The sequence below is a fragment of the Agarilytica rhodophyticola genome, assembly GCF_002157225.2.
Taxonomy (GTDB): domain Bacteria; phylum Pseudomonadota; class Gammaproteobacteria; order Pseudomonadales; family Cellvibrionaceae; genus Agarilytica; species Agarilytica rhodophyticola.
Map to the genome: position 1 here is coordinate 4,317,717 of NZ_CP020038.1, position 18,619 is coordinate 4,336,335.

An 18,619-nucleotide genomic window follows, 5' to 3' on the forward strand; every position below is an offset into this window, starting at 1 on the left:
TTAAAGGCCCGCCAGTAAATGCTGGTACATTAGATTACTTCGTAAGGCCGCCAAGTCTTCTGGTCGATCAATATCATCCAAGATAGTATCGCACTTAACCTTTAAGCTAAGTTGCTTAGCTTTCGCTATAGTTTGTTCGAATACCTTCTCAGTCCCCCAAGCTATTCCCTCAAACAATTCTGGATAATATTTACCCAAAGCCAACAAAACATAACCTCCATCATGAGCAGGACCAATTACCAAGTCATTGTCGCCTTCACAAATAGCCTCCGTCACTCGCAGATAATAAGCGGTATCCAAATATGGACAGTCACTACCGATCAAAATTACTGCATCTGTGTGATCTATAGTTTGCTCCACCGCATAGGCAAGTCGTTTCCCTAAATCCTCGCCCACTTGAAGATAGTGTGCTGATGAGTTCTGATTAGCCAGAGATTCAATAAACTCTCCTCCTGCGGTAGACCATAGCTGATGAGAAACACCCTCCACTTGCGCCGCGACATTGGCCACATGGGTTAATAGGTTTTGGTGCAAAATCGCCGCTTGATCAGGTGTGAGTACAGGCAATAACCGTGTTTTAACTTTGCCTGGCTGAGGGGTTTTAGCAAACTGCAGAATAGTCGATGATTTCGATATCGACCGATTTATTGATACCACGCTTTAATCCTTTTTGAAGAAATACCCGTTTTAAATGCTAGTTGTAAAAACCACATCAAAATAGCTGTTTTAATAATACCTCGAGACTCCCAACGACGAGATGACGCCACCACACAATCGTCGAAAATGTAAGGTAGCGAATATTTTTTTAGACGGCGCGTCAAATCAATGTCTTCCATTAACTCTAAATCGCCATAGCCACCGTGCTGCCAAAAAAGTGATGACTTAACAAAAATCGCCTGATCTCCTGTCGCCACTTTAAATAGACGTGATCGCCAATTGATTCCTAAAGCAATAGATTGATAACGCCAGGAAGTATGACTAAGTCGTAGCCGAAAAAACCCCCAGTTATAATGGGTAATTATATTCTTTAGCAGATGAAAATTATCAGGTAAGGCTGTATCTACATGTAAGAATAACATATGAGCCCCCTTCGCTACCCTGGCCGCTAAATTCATTTGCCTGGCTCGACCGCAGGCGCTATGTACAACATATAAACCATTATCACTCAGAAGCTCGACGGTACCGTCAGAGCTTCCCCCATCGACAAAAATCACTTCCGTAGCCTCATCATCGCTCAAAGCCTTAAAGCGCGGCATCCTATTGGCGAGCATGGGCGCCTCATTCAACACAGGGATGATAATTGACAGAATAATCTCAGACATCAGCCAATACTAAACACTGTGCAACATGTTTACGACCCCCAAAGGCAAAAAAGCGCACTGGCTAACAAATAAGCGCATTCAAACAAGAGCTGCTTCATGAGCTTCCATGCATTTCGTTTATCCCAACCTTGTTATATAATATTCTACTTAAAATGCCCTCGTAGCATAACGGATAATGCAGTCCCCTCCTAAGGGAAAGATTGTAGGTTCGAATCCTGCCGAGGGCGCCATTTCTTTATCACATCCAAAAATTACTTCAATATTTAAATAGCAAGTTGGTACAGGTGCTCGAAGGCCTCCATTTTGGCGGTAGCTAGGTTTGCCTGTGAAGCTAGTTTTAGCAGCGCTCTTTTATCTTCTAATGCATCAGAAAGCTATAAATTATAGGGGTTTGTGAGGAATTCCATTGCTATTCGAAGTGTCTGTTCCACGACTTCGATAAACGCTCCTCGTCCTAACAACGCCCTTCGTCCCAACATAGCCTTCGTCCCAACATAGTTACATGTAATTTTTCACAACGGTGGTGCCTGCGCAATTGAGGTGACCGGTTTCAAGAGCGATGTACTTTTGTACTTCTCCAGGCACGATCTCGTGACTGCCATCAAGTTGTACATTTCTGCCAAAAATGGCATTAGAAGTAGAAGCTTAAACGTACTCCACCAAATATTATATTAATAGTACAAATAACTGTTTAAGGTTTGAAATAATAAACAGTACTATTTTAATGGTGTTGATTTGGCAAAAAAATATTTTCCAGATTTGAGCACTACATGACCAACAAATTACTGACCAATATTGAACTTAAATTCACGAAAGCGGGCTTTATTTTAAGCGAAAAAAAGCCGCAACCCCTTCCGGATAGCGGCTTTAGTGTAAAAAATGGTTCTACATTATTAATGTAGGAGACTCGCAAAATTAAACTTTTGAAGGCCGTGAAGAGAAAATCCGTCGAACACACAGCAGATTCATGCGCAGTGCACTGCCCCGTACCCAAGTAATTTTATGCATTCATAATTCCATAGATTACTCACGATACAAACTAAAGTAATTTCCAGAGATTCCGGGTATAGTCTCAATATTTGAACCATTTAAATTTGCACGTTTTAAACCAGAACTATTATTATCAATGAAATACAAATGATCATTCGCAATATCAAGTTCCAAGTGCCTTGGCATACGTGCATTTGGCGCGGCAATAAGTGTCTCTTCTGCCGTGCCATCTAAATTCGCGCGTTTGACACAACCATCGTCCGTTCCCCCTGTTTCTCCATAATAGCTAGTCCAATAAATGTGATTGTTGGTGCTATCAATCGCAATGCCATTGGGAGAATGTCCAGTAGTAAATTCTCCCATGCTTTCAAAATTACTTCCATCCAGATTGGCCCGGTACAAAATATTTCTATCCCCCATATCAAACCAGTAGATTTTTCCAGCGGAGAGGTCTAGGCTAAGGTGGCGGGTGTTACCGAGATGGGCTTCATTTGAATAGATGCTTTCCTTATCAGTACCATCTAAATTAGCGCGATATAGTATGCCCTTACCTGTTCGGGTAAACCAAAAGCTCCAGTCACACCAATATATTTTTTGTTGCAACGGATCGATAACCAAGCCTTGTGTCATACCCACTTCTAATACATTTTCTACATGTGACCCATCGAAGTTTGCGCGCTTTATCCATCCTACACCGCTGCTCTCATTGTACTCTTTCCAATACAATTTTTTACCTCGAGTATCAACTTCGATACCATGTATAGAACTATTACTAAGGGAAACTAAATTAGTGCTAGCGCTTTGTGCAAAGTCGTAACTTTTCAGCCAACGCCTATCAGCCGAAAGTATTTTTAAGGCCTTTTTAACATAATCAACCCAAGCGCTGCGCAATTCAAACCCTGGCGATAGCTGCAAAGTCAATGCACCTGAGGGCATTAAGCGAAGACCGACACTTTCTGTTTCGGAAAAATTAATACTATTCATCACAGTTTGCCAACCTTGATCGTGCATTAGTATTAATTTATAGTCAATTAATTCTGATTCGGGAATTTGTGCAAGGGTTCCACTACGGCTTTGCAATGCATTCAGATATTTTCGGATCACCACGCCGTAGTATCCTCCGTGTTGATCGGGAGAATAGTATTCTACACCTGCGCTAACTTGTTCATAGGTTCCTGTGTCGATACGGCGCAATTGCGAGTTCAACTCTGTGCGAAGTTGCGTTATTTGTGTGCTAAGGCTGCTCTGATTAAGCGTATTACTTTGCAACCAACTTTGATCCACAGAAATACTATTATTGTCAATGCTAATACCGGCTCCAGCTTGATAATTTACCGGTTCACTACTTGAATAATTTCCTTCAATCCAGGTTCTATCAGCACGAATTTGCAAACCGTCAATAATCACACCCTCACCGGCTTGGTATTGGGGAACATCGTTGCGCTTACGCCAGCTCAATTCTAAGCGCTGACCGTTAACAGGGTTTATTTGCGCTACACTCCATATACTGTTTGCAAAACTATCGCCCTGTTGTACCTCCACAGAAGTCCCAACAAATATTTCGCCTTCGGGAATTTCATTAAAATCTTCAGCAATATCCCATGGAGCATCCCGTCTTGCGATCCACACACGATTATCTTGGGCATTAGGCTGTGCCGTCAACAGCACCCTATCGCCATCGCCGACCATAACACCGTCAAGTTCTATTAGGCTGGCATTTGTACCGGTGATAACAGCGACATCAGCAACAAGATCAACATCTTTTTTAAATTTAAGCCCAGCTTCAAGTTGAGTTAGCTGGGCATCTACATAGGTGATGTCAGCTTTTTGCGCAAGCATCGTATTTATATCTTCCTGTTGACGGGAATTTGCTTGATCTACTGTTTGAGCCAAAGCTGCCGGTGTAATGGCCAGGTTATTTGCCGCTTGTGCCTGTATTTCCTCTTGAGTTGCAATACGTATAGCGCCGGCCGTTTGCTCGGTGGCTGGAGGCAAACGCATGGCATTGAGTTCCCCACTGTCAATATTATCCGCGTTTAACGCACTCAACCGGCTACCATCACCGCTAAAACTTGTACGCACAAAATGCTCAGGTAAATAACTTTCAACTGAAGCCAACTGATTATCCGTACGCATCTTCACATCATCTATCGACCTTCGCAAACTGCTTGCGCTTACCACCACACCAATATTTCCAGCAGCCAACTCCGCCTCAGTAGCAAAACGTACCGCTCCCGTGACCTCATCAGTGGCATTTTGTAGGCGTTCAGAACTAATCGTACCTAACATTATCTCACCGGCATTAAGATTAGTTAAAGCACTACCGTCACCACTTACACTAGATAGTGCTAAGTCGCTGGGTATACGTTCTTGGCTGAGTATCCCAGCATCAATATCTGATGCGTTAGTTGCCATGTCAATTAAATCATTGAAATTTTGCGATGTGGGAATATCTCCAGGTTCAAAATTATTTTTCAGTGTCTGCTTTTTAGTACTGTCAGGCATAGTTGTGCACTCTTGGGTTGCATGCAAATAATATTAAAGAAAGGGTGTATTACTAATAAGATTATTAAAAAAAATAAATGTCGGTATTTGGTGACAGTTCAATTTATCTCGTTATATATTGCGACAGCTTACCGTCAGGCAGCATCAAAAAATTACCCCTTTCTGCTTGTTTATAATATGTATTTTTTGTTTGTAGCCTATAAAATAGAAAATATTTTTTACAGCTTTTATAATTTGTCAAATTCGTCACAGGACTCTGTGATCAACTTTCTCAGTGCTTCTACTATGGAAGATTTTGTGCGACGCTTTCACCGTAAATGTTGGGCGGATATGTAAGAGATGTGGATTTCTCGTCTGGTGACCTTGGTCTGGGGCACTTTGGCGATTACCTTTTTATTTTGTGTGGAGGATATAGCCTCTTCAGTATTGGCAGTAATAAATAAAATTGGATCACTTATCAACTTACAATTGTCGCCTACAGCACTTTTTAATTGGGTTTAAGTGGTTAATTTCAAACAATAGTTGAGTGTGTGTGCTGCTTGTTTCATACATTGCCTGTCTTACTTTGACTTTCCAACGTTGTTTTCTATTGTAATTCTTATAATGAATACACAATTCAGAATGAACCACTGATAAACTAAGTATTTACCATACCCCCGTAAAGTTACAAGCGGCTGCTTGTTGCACTTCATATGTTACAGCCCCACCGGCACCTAACATTTTTATGCATAGCTTTTCAGCATTACCGTTACCATCAACACCTAAATCTCTCGTGTAATTATGTGATAGTCCTCCAGGTGCTGCTGCAGAATTGCATCCACAGTGCTGCATTTGCCCTGCATAATAGGCTGCCTCTGCTGCTGCTGCAACACTTTGACCTCTGGGCTTCACTTCATATACTCGATCACGGGCTTTATTAACTAAATCAACATACTGAACACCTCCATTACATGTCGCTCCTGCTGCAACTTCATACTCTTTATCAAATCCTGCATTTCGAGAAATAATGAAATCTTGAACCCTTTTATGATCTGCATCCCCAGGGTAATGATTACTTACAGTACATGGAGCTCTTTGTATCACTCTCGCCTGTTTTTTAAGTTGAACCTCTTCTTCCTCTTCACATACCTTACATTTTAGCTGCGCAAGTTGTGTTGTTGGTTTCGCGCTATTCATCTTAACTGAAATACCAATATTAGGTGTGTTATCTAGGAATTGAAGTGTAGATTGACTCTTGACTTTATTCTGAATAGTTAGATTTCTAACCGCTCTACCTTTGCTCTCTTTCGATTTCTCTACTTGTGCATACATATCTCAAACCTTTTTAAAATTGCTTTTATTGATTGTTATAGGGTTGTCTTCCTTTCCTATAACATGACTTTAAAGTATTCAATAAACTTTATTTTAACTATACCTATTTCCCCACTATCTCTTTAACGACCATATTAGACATTAAAGCACCACCTACTGCCTCACTATACCGATACACATATATTAAAGCCTGAACAACCCGTGAAATTTTCACCTATAACAAAAACGCTACAATAACGAGTAAATTTTCATTTAACTATCAGGCTTTTAGTATTGACCTTTTAACATCTCAACAGTCCGCTAATAGAGCACAGCAAACTATCATTACAGTGTTTTAGTCGGCGCATTAAATTTTTCTGCCGCCTACCCCGCTAACCAAACTCTCCGCTCTCGCCCCATCACATCCGCTTCCCTTTCAAGTTGCGCATTATCATTAATCGATTGACCCGCAAATCGCGTTGTTGAAGTTACTTGTCTTTGTGCCTGCTGTACAATATGCTAGGTCTCGTGGGCGATGGTGTCGCTTTCATACCTTCCACCGAGAGTGAGGTAGAATAATTTACTGCGGGTTTTGCTTTTGATGTTATTCAGCATGCTCTTAATACCCTTGATAAAAACTGTATCACTGTTGATTATTTTCTAGTGATTGGCTTATATTTTCTGAAAAGTGATTGTAATAACTCTGGGGCTCTCTTCTCTAGTGAACGCCATAACCACAATAATAACTGCGCGAATGTGATGTGAAATATGGCGATATGGAGTGTTGATATCCCAGATATTGAAGGCTGGAATGTTTTGAACTAGAGTGCGAAGAATAGAAAGGCGGTGAATTTTAATTCTGAGAATTAAAATGATGTGCTTTTGGGGTATTCGAGATCATCTTGTGCCATATAAGAACCACCTTCACGGTTAGATTGATAGCTTTCTACCTGAGCATTTTTAAAAGGCTATATTTTTTCCTCATTTTTTCTTATCACTTCATCCAAGGTGAATAAGCTTTGTGTTAAAGCGTATTGATACTGCACTGAATCGATATCAAATGGTATAGTTTTTCCACGTTGTATTATATAAACGTCCGACCCTCACTTTTGTTACACTTTATTTTTATTCAAATTGACTATGAATTAACATCAAAAGATCAATAGCCATTCATATATCTAAAAAACGCAGGCATAAGGTATACCTACTTACAAGCCCTCACTGTAACATATTGATTTTAAATATTTTTTGGCACCTACTGAGAACACCATTTCTTTGTCACATATAAAAAATTACTTCAATATTTAAATAGCGAGGTGTTTACTCCGTTTGTTTTGCTCTCTTAAGAAAAAAAGCTTATACTAATTTATATAACGACAACTAACAAGAAAGTTCAGATTCATGGCTCATAATAACTCCCGTAATAATTCCCATATTAGCTCCGAAAATAATAAAGAGCTTGAAAAATCTTCTAATGAAAAGAAAAATTCAGATAAGAAGGTAAACATGCTTGATGACCTCATTAAGACTGCCGACTCCAAAAATGATCATCAACGCATTAACAAATAGTAATACTAGACCGATAACTCCTCTCTAACTATTTCTGCACCAGCACGTAAAGCATTTAGTTTTCCTCTTGCCACTTCACGAGTCAGCGGTGCCATACCGCAGTTGGTGCATGGGTAAAGCTTATCAGCATCAACATACTCAAGCGCTTGCCGCAGAGTGGTAGCAACATCTTCAGGGCTTTCAATCTCGTCTGTTGCCACATCAATGGCTCCAACCATCACTTTTTTACCTTGAATAAGCTCAAGCAATTCTATCGGCACACGCGAGTTGTGGCACTCCAATGAAATGATATCTACGTTAGATTGTCGTAGTTGGGGAAACACCTCTTCATACTGACGCCATTGTGAACCCAGTGTAAGCTTCCAGTCTGTATTAGCTTTAATACCGTAGCCATAACAAATATGTACCACCGTTTCACATTTTAGCCCTTCAATCGCTTTTTCCAAACAAGCGATTCCCCAGTCCTTGACTTCATCAAAAAACACATTAAATGCAGGCTCATCAAATTGGATAATATCAACACCGGCAGCTTCTAACTCTTTAGCTTCTTGATTAAGAATTTTGGCAAATTCCCAAGCAAGAGTCTTACGGTCTTTATAATAGTTATCATAGAGTGTATCCACCATTGTCATAGGGCCAGGTAAAGCCCACTTAATAGGTTGGTTGGTTTGCTGTCGTAAAAATTTGGCATCTTCAACAAATACTGGAATGGATCGACTCACAGCATCAACGACTGTCGGTACGCTGGCATCATAACGATTACGAATTTTAACAGTTTCACGTTTTGCAAAGTCAACACCGCTAAGATGCTCAATAAATGTGGTAACAAAGTGTTGGCGGGTTTGCTCGCCGTCACTGACAATATCAATCCCTGCGTGTCTTTGTTCTTGTAAAGAAACAAGTAGTGCATCGTGTTTGCCGTCAATTAATTCTTGATCTTTTAATTTCCAAGGTGACCAGAGTTTCTCAGGTTCAGCAAGCCAGGAAGGTTTAGGTAAGCTGCCAGCAGTTGAGGTAGGTAATAATATTTTCATAACATCTTTTTATATACTTAGGTTAATTATAACGCGGAATTTTCAGACCAATGTTCGAGCACAGATCGATATGGTTTAATGAAGTATTCCTCAGCAAATTTTCCTTGCTTAATCGCCAGCTGGCTACGTTCTTCTCGATCGTAAACAATTTGAGTTAGCGAATAATCTGGATGCTTTAAGTCTGGCCTGTAATGATTTCCTGCCACAGCATTTGCATTATAAATCTCAGGCCGATAAATTTTTTGAAAAGTTTCCATTGTGCTAATCGTGCCAATAAGTTCAATATTGGTATAATCACTAAGCAAATCACCAAAAAAGTAGAAAGCCAAAGGGGCAACACTGTTTGGCGGCATAAAATAGCGCACTTCAAAGCCCATTTTTTTGAAATACTGCTCAGTTAAAGACGATTCATTTGGTAGGTATTCGACACCTAGTACAGGATGATAATTTTCACTACGATAATAGGTTTTATTATCTGAAACACTAAGGCATATAACTGGTGACTTATTAAATTTCTCTTGGTAACTATCTGATGCGATAAAGTCTTTAAAAAGTTTCCCATGCAAATCACCAAAACCATCTGGAACACTAAACGCCCCCAGGTCTTTGTTGTGATCAAGCAATAGCACGCTAAAATCATAATCTCGTACATAAGAAGAAAAATTATTTCCCACAATACCTTCAATACGTTTATGAGCTTTGTGATCAATAATATTAGTTTTAAGCATTTCAATAGACGGGAAGTGTTGCCCATTACCTTCAATATCTATATCGACAGAAATAATTTCTAGCTCGACAGAATAACGGTCTCTTTTGATGTTATCCCAATTAGCCAAAGCGTTAAAGCGACTGTCAATCATCCTTAAGGCGTTGCGTAAGTTCTCTCGGCGACTCTCACCTCTTGCCAAATTGGCAAAGTTGGTCGTAATCCGAGTGCCATCTGAAGGGCGATAGTTTTCGTCGAAAAAAATGCTATTAATAGTGTATGTAAAGTCTTTACTCATTGTGATCTGGCACCTTGTTTCTTGAGATAAAACATGTGTTTTTCACTGTTATTACTACTGGGCAGTAAGAACAAGGTTAGCTTTATACTTGGATTATTAGGTGAGTAAAATTGATTTTATTTCATGGAACCATGAATTTTACTCATAACTTTACCTGATCCTTTACTTTATAAAGGTAAAATAATCCCGAGCAGAGCAACTCATACCGCTACCCTTCTCTCCTAGTAATAGTTATTGTTTTACTAAGCGTGACCATAATTAGGAAAAAAATGCTGACATTGCAAACAAAGCGAACACCAAACAAGCAAAGTGACTATTGGATACTAGATATTTAACATTTAGACACTGGAGCGTATAGTTATAAATGCACAAGAAAAATCAACGTGTAGAAATTTATTCTCTTCTTTTGCTTCGGATATATTTAAGGTCTTTATTTAAAATAGTGACACGCAAGTGGGAATCCTATACAACCTATTTTAACTAAGTGGAATTAATAAGAAAGTAGGAATGATATTACCGATGCATGAAGCATTCTTATAGATTTACTAAATTACAAATATATACATAACCGCAAAGACTAGAATATTTTTATCAGAGAGTTCTAGGCAATAAGATAAAATGAATATTCCAAAAAAGTAGTACCCCCTACTATTTCATTATATGGATATCCTGAATTGTGTTTTTTAAAAAGCGCTGTTTATTTGAAGATACAGATGTAATAAGTTGTTTCGCCCTTAAAGTCAGTCACATATAAGGAGAAAGCGAGATGAACAATACTGACACTATTAATGATCATACCCTATCTAGTCAGCTGCAGCGCGCACGCGCCTTAACGTTTCCTTCACGAGAAGAAATGCTTCATCGCGCGCCCTCAGTACAGCAGTTTTGGGATAACAATAAGGATTTACTCCGCAATGCGTGGAGCGAATGGGAAGAAAGTAAAAAAAACAATCTTTTTAAACCTAATGACTCACTAATTGACGCGAGCCTACGAGAAGCGGTTAATCAAGCATGGGATGATCCAGCGAAAGAGCAAAAAGTACAAGATTTGTGGCAGGAAGTATCAACCGGTGTTTTTCAGAGTCAATTTTTTGATCCTGAACAACTTGTACACTTGCGAAACTATTTAGAAGAAGTAGCAGATGCTCAAATTCCATTGCGCCCACCTTACGGAATAGCACTTAATCGCCGTGGTGCAATGCTCGATCAACGTTCTGAGGGATTTCTTGCCGCTCCAGGGTTTCAACTGTTTTATCGCCAACTACTCGATAAATATATGCGGCCTATCGCTCGCCTCTTGTTTCCAGAGGCAATGGGTTATGATACACAGACTTTTGGCTTCTCAATTCAGTACCAAACGGGTATGGATACATCTCTTCGCCCGCACACTGATGCGTCAGCTGTAACACTCAATATTAATCTAAACCTACCTGACGAAGGGTTTACTGGTTCTGAAGTCGATTTTTATGATCAGGCTACAGGTAAGGTGAACAGAGTAGTTTTCAGGCCCGGCGTTGCAATGATTCATCGGGGTAATGTGCCCCATGCTGCGCAGCCAATAACAAGTGGCGAGCGCACTAATATTGTACTGTGGTTGTATGGAAATGGAGGGCAAACACCATTACAAGAAGCTCAACATAAGAATATTGACGCACATCAACGTTGGACTGTACCAACTGATGAGTACGACCTTGCGGCCCCATTCTAAGTTGACCTAACCTAATTAGATAACTCCCAATTAAATAAGAAAAATCGACATTTATTCCATAAAGCCTATATACAAAACTGTATATAGGCTTTATCGGTAGTCTAGTATTTGATTGTTAACTATGGTCTGAATTATTATCTCACATAGTTTACGCCTTTATTAATCCTTTGATCTCCACGTGATTATTCATGAGTGGAAGCAGTAAAATTTTTTATGTAGCTAGTATTTACAGTTTTTTATTGCCTACTACAACTCTTTTATTAACAGCTTCGACACTAACATTGACGGTTTCGCCATTTGTCCAACGAACACTTATATCGTCCAGTTGTTTACATTGACCGAGACCAACATGAAGGTGATTATTATAGCCTTGAGAATAAGGTGCAGAAGTCGAACCGACTACGCGCCGATAAACTTGATTACATGCTTTAAAATTTAAGCTGGCACCCAGAGCAGTAGCCTTGCCCGATGGAGAAGATAAGATTTCGAATAATATATAGTTGTTATTGCTTATGGTAGTGCTATTATTTTTAAAAAGATGCCAACGTCCCCTTTCATTTGAATAAATAAGATCTACATCACCATCGTTATCATAGTCTACTGTCTCCGCACTGCCACCTGTCGCTCCTAACTCTTTTGAGATAACACCATGATTATCTAACTTTTTGAAAGATTTGCCTTTGTCATTAATCAAGATTATTTGCTCATTCATTTTAGCGGGATTCCCATGCATTAAAACAAACAAATCAGACCATCCATCATTGTTAAAATCTGCTGATACCGCACTGGTAGTTTGCTCCGATACGCTGATGCCTAAACTCTTGGTAACATCGACAAAAACGCCCTCTCGGTTTTCAAATAGCAATGCTGGTTTATGATCTATCTTTGGTGGCTTAAGCTTAGTTACTACATTGTGAATAACGCCAGCAGTAGGAGATTGAGTAGCACCAGCTACTCGCCACAAATTATTTCCTAAATACCCTATATACAGTCCTTTGTCTTTCATTTGTTTTGGCCACCCTAATGCATCTTCTTGAGATAGAGTGATATTTGTACCTCCATGGCGATCTACTACGCGCTTAAATTTTCTTTTATTAGCGCCGATAAACACATCGTAATGTGGATATGCCATTTGTAAATTTTCTAAGCGAAAATCTCCATGAATTTCCATATCTTCAAACTGAAACTCTTCATTTCTAACAAAAAATGCAAAACGAGAGCCTTCTTGGTCAAAAAATAATTCTCTATAAAATGGTGGCGATTTACGGGTGAAAAACAAATCGAAATCACCGTCATTGTCATAGTCGATTTCAGTAATTGAACTTACGTTACTAGTATCAACTAAATTCCCAAAAATATTTTCGCTTACATTTTGGTAGGATAAACCCTCACTTCCGCGTAGCGCCACCATATTGGCACCGCCATAAAAAATTAGATCGCCCACTCCATCGCTATCAAAGTCTGTAACTACAACTCGATACCCCAACCATTTAGCAAAAGGAAGATGCGATATAAAATCAAAGCTATCACCACCTTCATTTTTATAAAGATGATTCGCTCCTTGTTTCTTTTGACTATCTAGAGGGTAAGCAGATAGCAGCAGGTCTAAAGACCCATTATTATCAGCATCAATAAGCTTTGCCGATCGTCCTCGCCCCTTCTCGAAATAGTCAAACATTCCCAGCGCTTCAATTTCCCTATTCGTAGTTACCTCAAACGCTACCGGAGAGCGAGGCTTATTTCCACCACCACCTCCAAGTGAAATAATAATATTAATACGGCCGTCTCTATTGTAATCACCCACTGTTACGCCATGGGTATCACCCTTTGCTATATCAATAGGCCCTGAAAAAAACCCTTGATTATTCCAAAAAAGAAGAACACGATGTCCGTGCTCTGTTAAGAGTATATCTTGAAAACCGTCCTTATCTAGATCTGCAACAACAGCATTATCCCACTTTCTACGTGAACGGTTTTCAAAAGGAATTATATCGTTAACCTCGGTAAACAATGGTTCCTTCTTTATTTTCTTGTTAACAACCGAGGAGATACATCCTTGTAAGAAAATCACACAAGCCAAGGCTAAAGTACATGACCTTATAACAAGAACCTTGATCTTAAAAAGATTTAAGAAAAGATACACACTGAACCGCTCTATCATAATACTGCGGGCATAAACACGGTCATTTCGGATGTACCTCGATTACTCCATGCATAGTAAGGAACAAAAATTGTCTCGTGAGTATTCAGCTCAAATCCGTCAAATTTTCTATACATACCTACACGATCATCAGAGCGCAGAAGAACCCGACCTGTTATTACTGACACACCGCCTAAAAATTCAGGTCGATACTCAGCGCTTAGCTGTGATTTTACTGACAGATATACATCGAGTATTTTTGTGTTTTCAGGAAGGTCAGGTGATTCAATACAATAAACAAGGGGACCACGTTTAATCGCGACTTGATTACGCACTTCTTCGATTCTAGGATGTCCTTCCACCAAGTTAATTTCCATAGGCATATCAAGGCTAATACAATCCCCTTTTTGCCAGCGGCGTTCTATTCTAGCGTAGCTGCCGGGCTTTGTTTCTACTGCAACCTCAGAGCCGTTAACAAAAATCTTGGCCCCATCAGCCCACTCAGGAATTCTAAGTAAAATTTCGAAGGCCTCATCTTTACATTCATCAATGAAAACGTCGACCTTACCATTCCATGGATACTGAGTTTTTTGAGTTAAGGACAAGCTTGACCCATCAAGCATCTTTGTGTTGAGTTTATTACTACCAAAGATATTAACAACAACGCCGTTATCACATAAATTATATGCCCAGCTTGATACTTGAGCGATGGTTCTTACAAGGTTGGGAGGACAACAAAAACATTCAATATAGGATTCTCGATCAGCAGACTCCGTGCAATCACAATGATCGCTATACTCGCGCTGGCCATGATTCATGCGCAGTGGATTAGCATAAAAATATTTTTTACCATCGCTGCTAATACCTACCATTGCCCCATTGTACAATACTAGTTCGATAATATCGGCATATTTTGCTTCACCTGTAATACCCAACATTCTCCAGTTAAACATCGCATTAGCAATACTTGCACAAGTTTCGTTGTAGGCTGTTGAGTTTGGCATAAGATAATCATCAATAAATCCCTCATGAATCATATTCTGGTCATCATATGCGCCGTGATGAACCTGCCCTAAAGCACCTGTTAAATACATCTTCTTTTGCGTTGCACTTTGCCATAACCGATTAAGAGCATCTAGTAAGGTTTTATCACCGGTCTCTGAATAAACATCGGCGGCGCCTGCATATAAGTACATGGCCGTAACAGCATGGCCTACCGCTTCGGTTTCTTCTCTCAATGGGGTCTTCATTTGGCACTGATCACCCGTAAACCAATAAGGCACACTTGAGTGCAGCTCCATAGGTACCGAGCCACGCATTGTCACAAAAATATCGGCAAGTTCCAGGTACTTATCATTTCTCGTTGTCCTATAAAGCTCCACAAGCGCCATAATTTGTGAGGGGTTGAAACCAAATCGTGCTAAGCTTTCGGGCTTGGATGCAAATACGCCGTAGAGATAATCCGCATGTTTTTTGGCAATATCTAACCAGTTTGTGCGTCCTGTAATACGGTGATAAATGCAGGCGCCGGTAATCAAGTGTCCGCTGTTATAAAGTTCGTGGTGAGTCACACTCGACCAACGATCTAGGCCCAGGATTTGAATATGGGTATGCAGATAGCCATCGTCTTGCTGCGCTTTGTTGATTACTTCAATAATTTCGTCTAATTCGTTAAGAATACTTGCATCATGATTAATTGCATAAATATAAGTTGCTGCTTCCATCCATTTGTAAAAATCTCCATCGTGCCATAGCATGCCTTTGGCCTCACCTTCTATCAGTCCTGCTGCAATTTTAAAATTGTTATATGCATGTCCAATATCACCCTTTAATAATTCTCCCATATGCGGCACCATAATTTTTTCCGCAAGTTCAAACTTTTCAGCCCAAAAACCTTCAGTCCATTGGCAGTCACCAATGTTAATACTACGAAAGGTAACATGAGGACTTTGACTATTTGCATTAACTGCATTTTGATGCGCATGGCGTATTTTCATTTGGCTACAACCAGTAAATCATTTATTGGAATCGGGCTTACCTCAGAACACAAAACCTGCATGCAAAAGCCTGCACACAAAGGCTTGATATCTCACCCAAGCTTATTATCATATCTATATAAACATATGATGTTTTGCATATCAATGTATTTTTTCTCAGTTTGAATAAGATGAGGAATCCTGCAATTTGGAGAGAAAAAGAAAGTGGCATCGCTATACTAGACTGGCTTTGCGTCGATGACAGCCTGATAAGTATAGCGAGATATATAATTACCTAACAACTATAGCTGTAATGCGTATTAGTTACCTAAATGAGCTCTTAGGTTTTGAAAAAGGTCAGACTATATTTCAGCTTTCAACCTAGCTTTAGCATCGCTTAGTAAGTCTTCCGTGAGCTTTTCCGCAAGATCAGCATCACGGCTCGCAATTGCCTTAAATACTTCCCGATGAAATGAAATAGATGCCTGATTATCCCTTGGGTCTTTATTGGTGAGCTGGATACTCACCAGCAATGCAGAATATATGACCCCCTCCATCGCCTCGAGAAATTCATTATGAGCTGCACGCAATACTGAACGATGAAAAAGAGCATCAGCGATAGCAAAGTTTTCAACAGTGCCTTCCTCTGACTCCATCGCTTCACAAGCTGATTCGATCCTATCAATATCGTCATCTGTAGCCCGTTCCGCAGCCCAACGGGCAGCTTTAGGCTCAAAGGCCAGTCTAATATCCATAAGCTGATTTAAAAAATCACGATCAGGCGGAGCAGATAAGTGCCAAGCAAGGACATCATCATCCAGCATAGCCCAGTCGCTGCGAGGCTTGACGCGAGTGCCACTACCACGGCGCACATCCAATAAACGTTTACCAGCAAGTATCTTTACCGCTTCTCGAACAACAATACGGCTTACTTGATATCTTGCAGCCAGTGTATTTTCGTCATCGATTAAGGTACCCGGCTTGTATGACCCGGAAACGATACGCCGCCCTAATTCACGAGCCACCTGCAATGGCATGCTCGGCGTCATGGCCGCAGATCTTTTTAAATCGTAATATACTAACTCGCTCATAAAACTTCTCTTACGTATAACATGAATAAAGCCACGGCATAGCGAAAGTTTTATTTAAGCAATCATATCTTGCTTGTAACGACTCTAGCATACCTACCTTTGCTTTCTTTAGTGAAGCTCTTTTATTAAATTTAGCTCCGCTTCCCATTATGTATATCTTATCTTATTTAGCCTGCATTCGGCACACAAAATAGCAAAATATAAGAGTAAATAATACTCACTCATCCCTACCCTATTTGCATAAATTCCGATATTAACTTTGGAACACGTTTTTCCTCGGTAATATCACGGTATAGCAATATTATCGAGTAACAATATACATCGACACTATAGTGGCAAACTGGACTATCCAGTTTCAGTTTTAATGTGTCATTCTATATTTTTACATCTATGTAGTATCAAGCGCCTACAACTATTTTACACTTTAATGATTTATGCCAGTTTTAAACTGAGCTCTATTTGCTCAATAGACTTACCCTTTGTTTCTGGAAGGATAAATATCATCACGATAAGCCCCAGTAAAGCGATAAGGCCATAGCTCAAAAAAGTTGTTGCTGCGCCCAAATTTTCTAATTGCCACGGAAAAAACTGCTGTATCAGATAGCTGGACACACTTTGAACAAAAGCGGCAAAAGGTAGGGCTACACTGCGAATCTTATTAGGGAAAATCTCTGAGAATAGCACCCACATTACCGGCCCAATCGACATATTAAATGCAGCTAAGAAAGTAAAAATACCAAACAACACATAAATCGCCTGAATATTAATTGTAGCATTGATGATAGGACCACTCACCAACGGTAGCTCTTTTTTGGAGAAAACCGCAGCTAAATCTTTCTTTAAGGAGACATCACTGTTGTAAACATTGCCAATAAGTTCATTTAATTTTGAAGTATCAATATTTTGCTCGGCAATTTTAACTACGGCATTTTCATTCATGGTGTAATAGGCGCTTTTAAAACCATACCATGTGGAGAAATGCGCACTTACAATAAGAGCAAGACCAATAATGGTTAAAACACGCCGCCCCCATTTTTCTACGAAGCTTATTGCCACCACGGTAAAGATTACAGAGACAACTCCAAGTATTACCGTCTGCATAAAAGTATCTTGAACGCTCATACCCAATTGCTCAAATACCGTGGGAGCATAAAATAAAACGGCGTTCATACCACTAGCACCTTGAACAAAGGCATAGGCCAAAGCGATAAGCACCATCATTTTCATTGGTCGGCTAAAGAGTATTTGCAGCTGCTCTAACGGGCTATAGCGTGTATCATCATCAATACTTTTGCGAACTGCGGACACAAGCTGTTCAATATGATCGCTGGGCGCAACCTTACTAAATACCTGGTGCGATTCCTCTAAACGCCCCTTCATTACAAGCCATCTTGGCGACTCCGGAATTTTCAACAGCAATACAAACCAAATAATATTAGGAATAAACTCGAAACCCAACATAAAACGCCATACATTTTCTTCGTTTATCCACGCCATAGAGTCAATGGTTAGTACTAGAATATAATTAGCCAGAAATGCTAATAAACTCCCAAGGGTTATTAGTAACTGACTCACTGAAACAAACTTACCCCTGCGATCTGAAGGGGCAATCTCACCAATGTACATTGCAGAAACGGTGATAGACGCAAAAGCGACACCACCGATGAAACGGCCGACAACAAGCATTGGATAGTTTATTGCGGTAGCAGATAGTAAAGTGGAAAGTGAATATGTTAAAGATATCACGATTAGCACTTTTCGACGCCCGTACCTGTCACACAGCGCCCCAGTAAAGAGCAGTGCCAAAATAACACCTAAAATTGCAACACCAACGACTGTGCCCACTTGCAGGCTGCTAAGAGAAAACTGAGAACTGACATAGCGAATCGCGCCTGAGATATTAGCGGCGTCTAAGCCGAACACAAAGCCACCAAATGCTGCAATAAAAGAATACTTAGTGACATTAATATCGGCATGTTTTTTTATCATT

At 39.9% G+C, this 18,619-nt stretch carries 11 protein-coding genes and 1 tRNA gene; 2 read left to right on the plus strand and 10 right to left on the minus strand.

All coding sequences use genetic code 11. The annotated features are described in order from the left end of the window. Both BVC89_RS18100 and BVC89_RS18105 read right to left on the minus strand, forming a co-directional pair. A complete protein-coding gene (locus BVC89_RS18100; protein WP_086932545.1) occupies positions 1-657 on the minus strand; it encodes a TIGR04282 family arsenosugar biosynthesis glycosyltransferase in 657 nt (218 codons plus the stop codon). Next, positions 645-1,322, minus strand: coding sequence for a TIGR04283 family arsenosugar biosynthesis glycosyltransferase (locus tag BVC89_RS18105; protein ID WP_086932546.1), 678 nt, complete (start codon positions 1,320-1,322; stop codon positions 645-647). Before BVC89_RS18105 ends, BVC89_RS18100 begins: the two co-directional genes overlap by 13 nt. 154 nt (positions 1,323-1,476) lie before the next feature. Here BVC89_RS18105 and BVC89_RS18110 point away from each other — a divergent pair. Further along, positions 1,477-1,552 (plus strand) — tRNA-Arg (locus BVC89_RS18110). A 793-nt stretch (positions 1,553-2,345) separates the two neighbouring features. On the opposite strand, the gene BVC89_RS18115 is transcribed toward BVC89_RS18110, so the two are convergent. The 4 genes from BVC89_RS18115 to BVC89_RS18135 all read right to left on the minus strand — a co-directional run bounded on the left by BVC89_RS18115 (position 2,346) and on the right by BVC89_RS18135 (position 9,714). Then, positions 2,346-4,817, minus strand: a complete 2,472-nt coding sequence (locus BVC89_RS18115; protein WP_086932547.1) for a DUF5050 domain-containing protein — start codon at positions 4,815-4,817, stop codon at positions 2,346-2,348. Between the two features lie 645 nt (positions 4,818-5,462). Continuing rightward, on the minus strand, positions 5,463-6,128 hold the full coding sequence (locus tag BVC89_RS18125; RefSeq protein WP_086932549.1) for a hypothetical protein: 666 nt from the start codon (positions 6,126-6,128) through the stop codon (positions 5,463-5,465). 1,553 nt (positions 6,129-7,681) lie between these two features. Continuing rightward, a complete protein-coding gene (locus BVC89_RS18130; RefSeq protein ID WP_086932550.1) occupies positions 7,682-8,710 on the minus strand; it encodes a methionine synthase in 1,029 nt (342 codons plus the stop codon). A 26-nt stretch (positions 8,711-8,736) separates the two neighbouring features. Continuing rightward, positions 8,737-9,714, minus strand: coding sequence for a DUF1852 domain-containing protein (locus tag BVC89_RS18135; RefSeq protein WP_086932551.1), 978 nt, complete (start codon positions 9,712-9,714; stop codon positions 8,737-8,739). Positions 9,715-10,480: 766 nt separating this feature from the next. Between BVC89_RS18135 and BVC89_RS18140 the strand changes: the two genes are divergently transcribed. Next, positions 10,481-11,422: a 2OG-Fe(II) oxygenase family protein gene (locus BVC89_RS18140; protein WP_086932552.1), complete on the plus strand. Its 942-nt coding sequence runs from the start codon at positions 10,481-10,483 to the stop codon at positions 11,420-11,422. A 226-nt stretch (positions 11,423-11,648) separates the two neighbouring features. On the opposite strand, the gene BVC89_RS18145 is transcribed toward BVC89_RS18140, so the two are convergent. From BVC89_RS18145 to BVC89_RS18160, 4 genes are all read right to left on the minus strand, one after another. Next, positions 11,649-13,493 carry a CRTAC1 family protein gene (locus tag BVC89_RS18145; protein ID WP_158658014.1) on the minus strand — a complete coding sequence of 615 codons (1,845 nt, stop codon included), beginning with the start codon at positions 13,491-13,493 and terminating at the stop codon, positions 11,649-11,651. Positions 13,494-13,579: 86 nt separating this feature from the next. After that, entirely contained in the window at positions 13,580-15,559 is a 1,980-nt protein-coding gene (locus tag BVC89_RS18150; protein ID WP_086932554.1) for a glycoside hydrolase family 127 protein, read from the minus strand. 341 nt (positions 15,560-15,900) lie between these two features. Continuing rightward, positions 15,901-16,629 carry a FadR/GntR family transcriptional regulator gene (locus BVC89_RS18155; protein WP_086932555.1) on the minus strand — a complete coding sequence of 243 codons (729 nt, stop codon included), beginning with the start codon at positions 16,627-16,629 and terminating at the stop codon, positions 15,901-15,903. Between the two features lie 432 nt (positions 16,630-17,061). Then, positions 17,062-18,618, minus strand: coding sequence for an MFS transporter (locus BVC89_RS18160; protein WP_086932556.1), 1,557 nt, complete (start codon positions 18,616-18,618; stop codon positions 17,062-17,064). Position 18,619 lies beyond the last annotated feature (1 nt).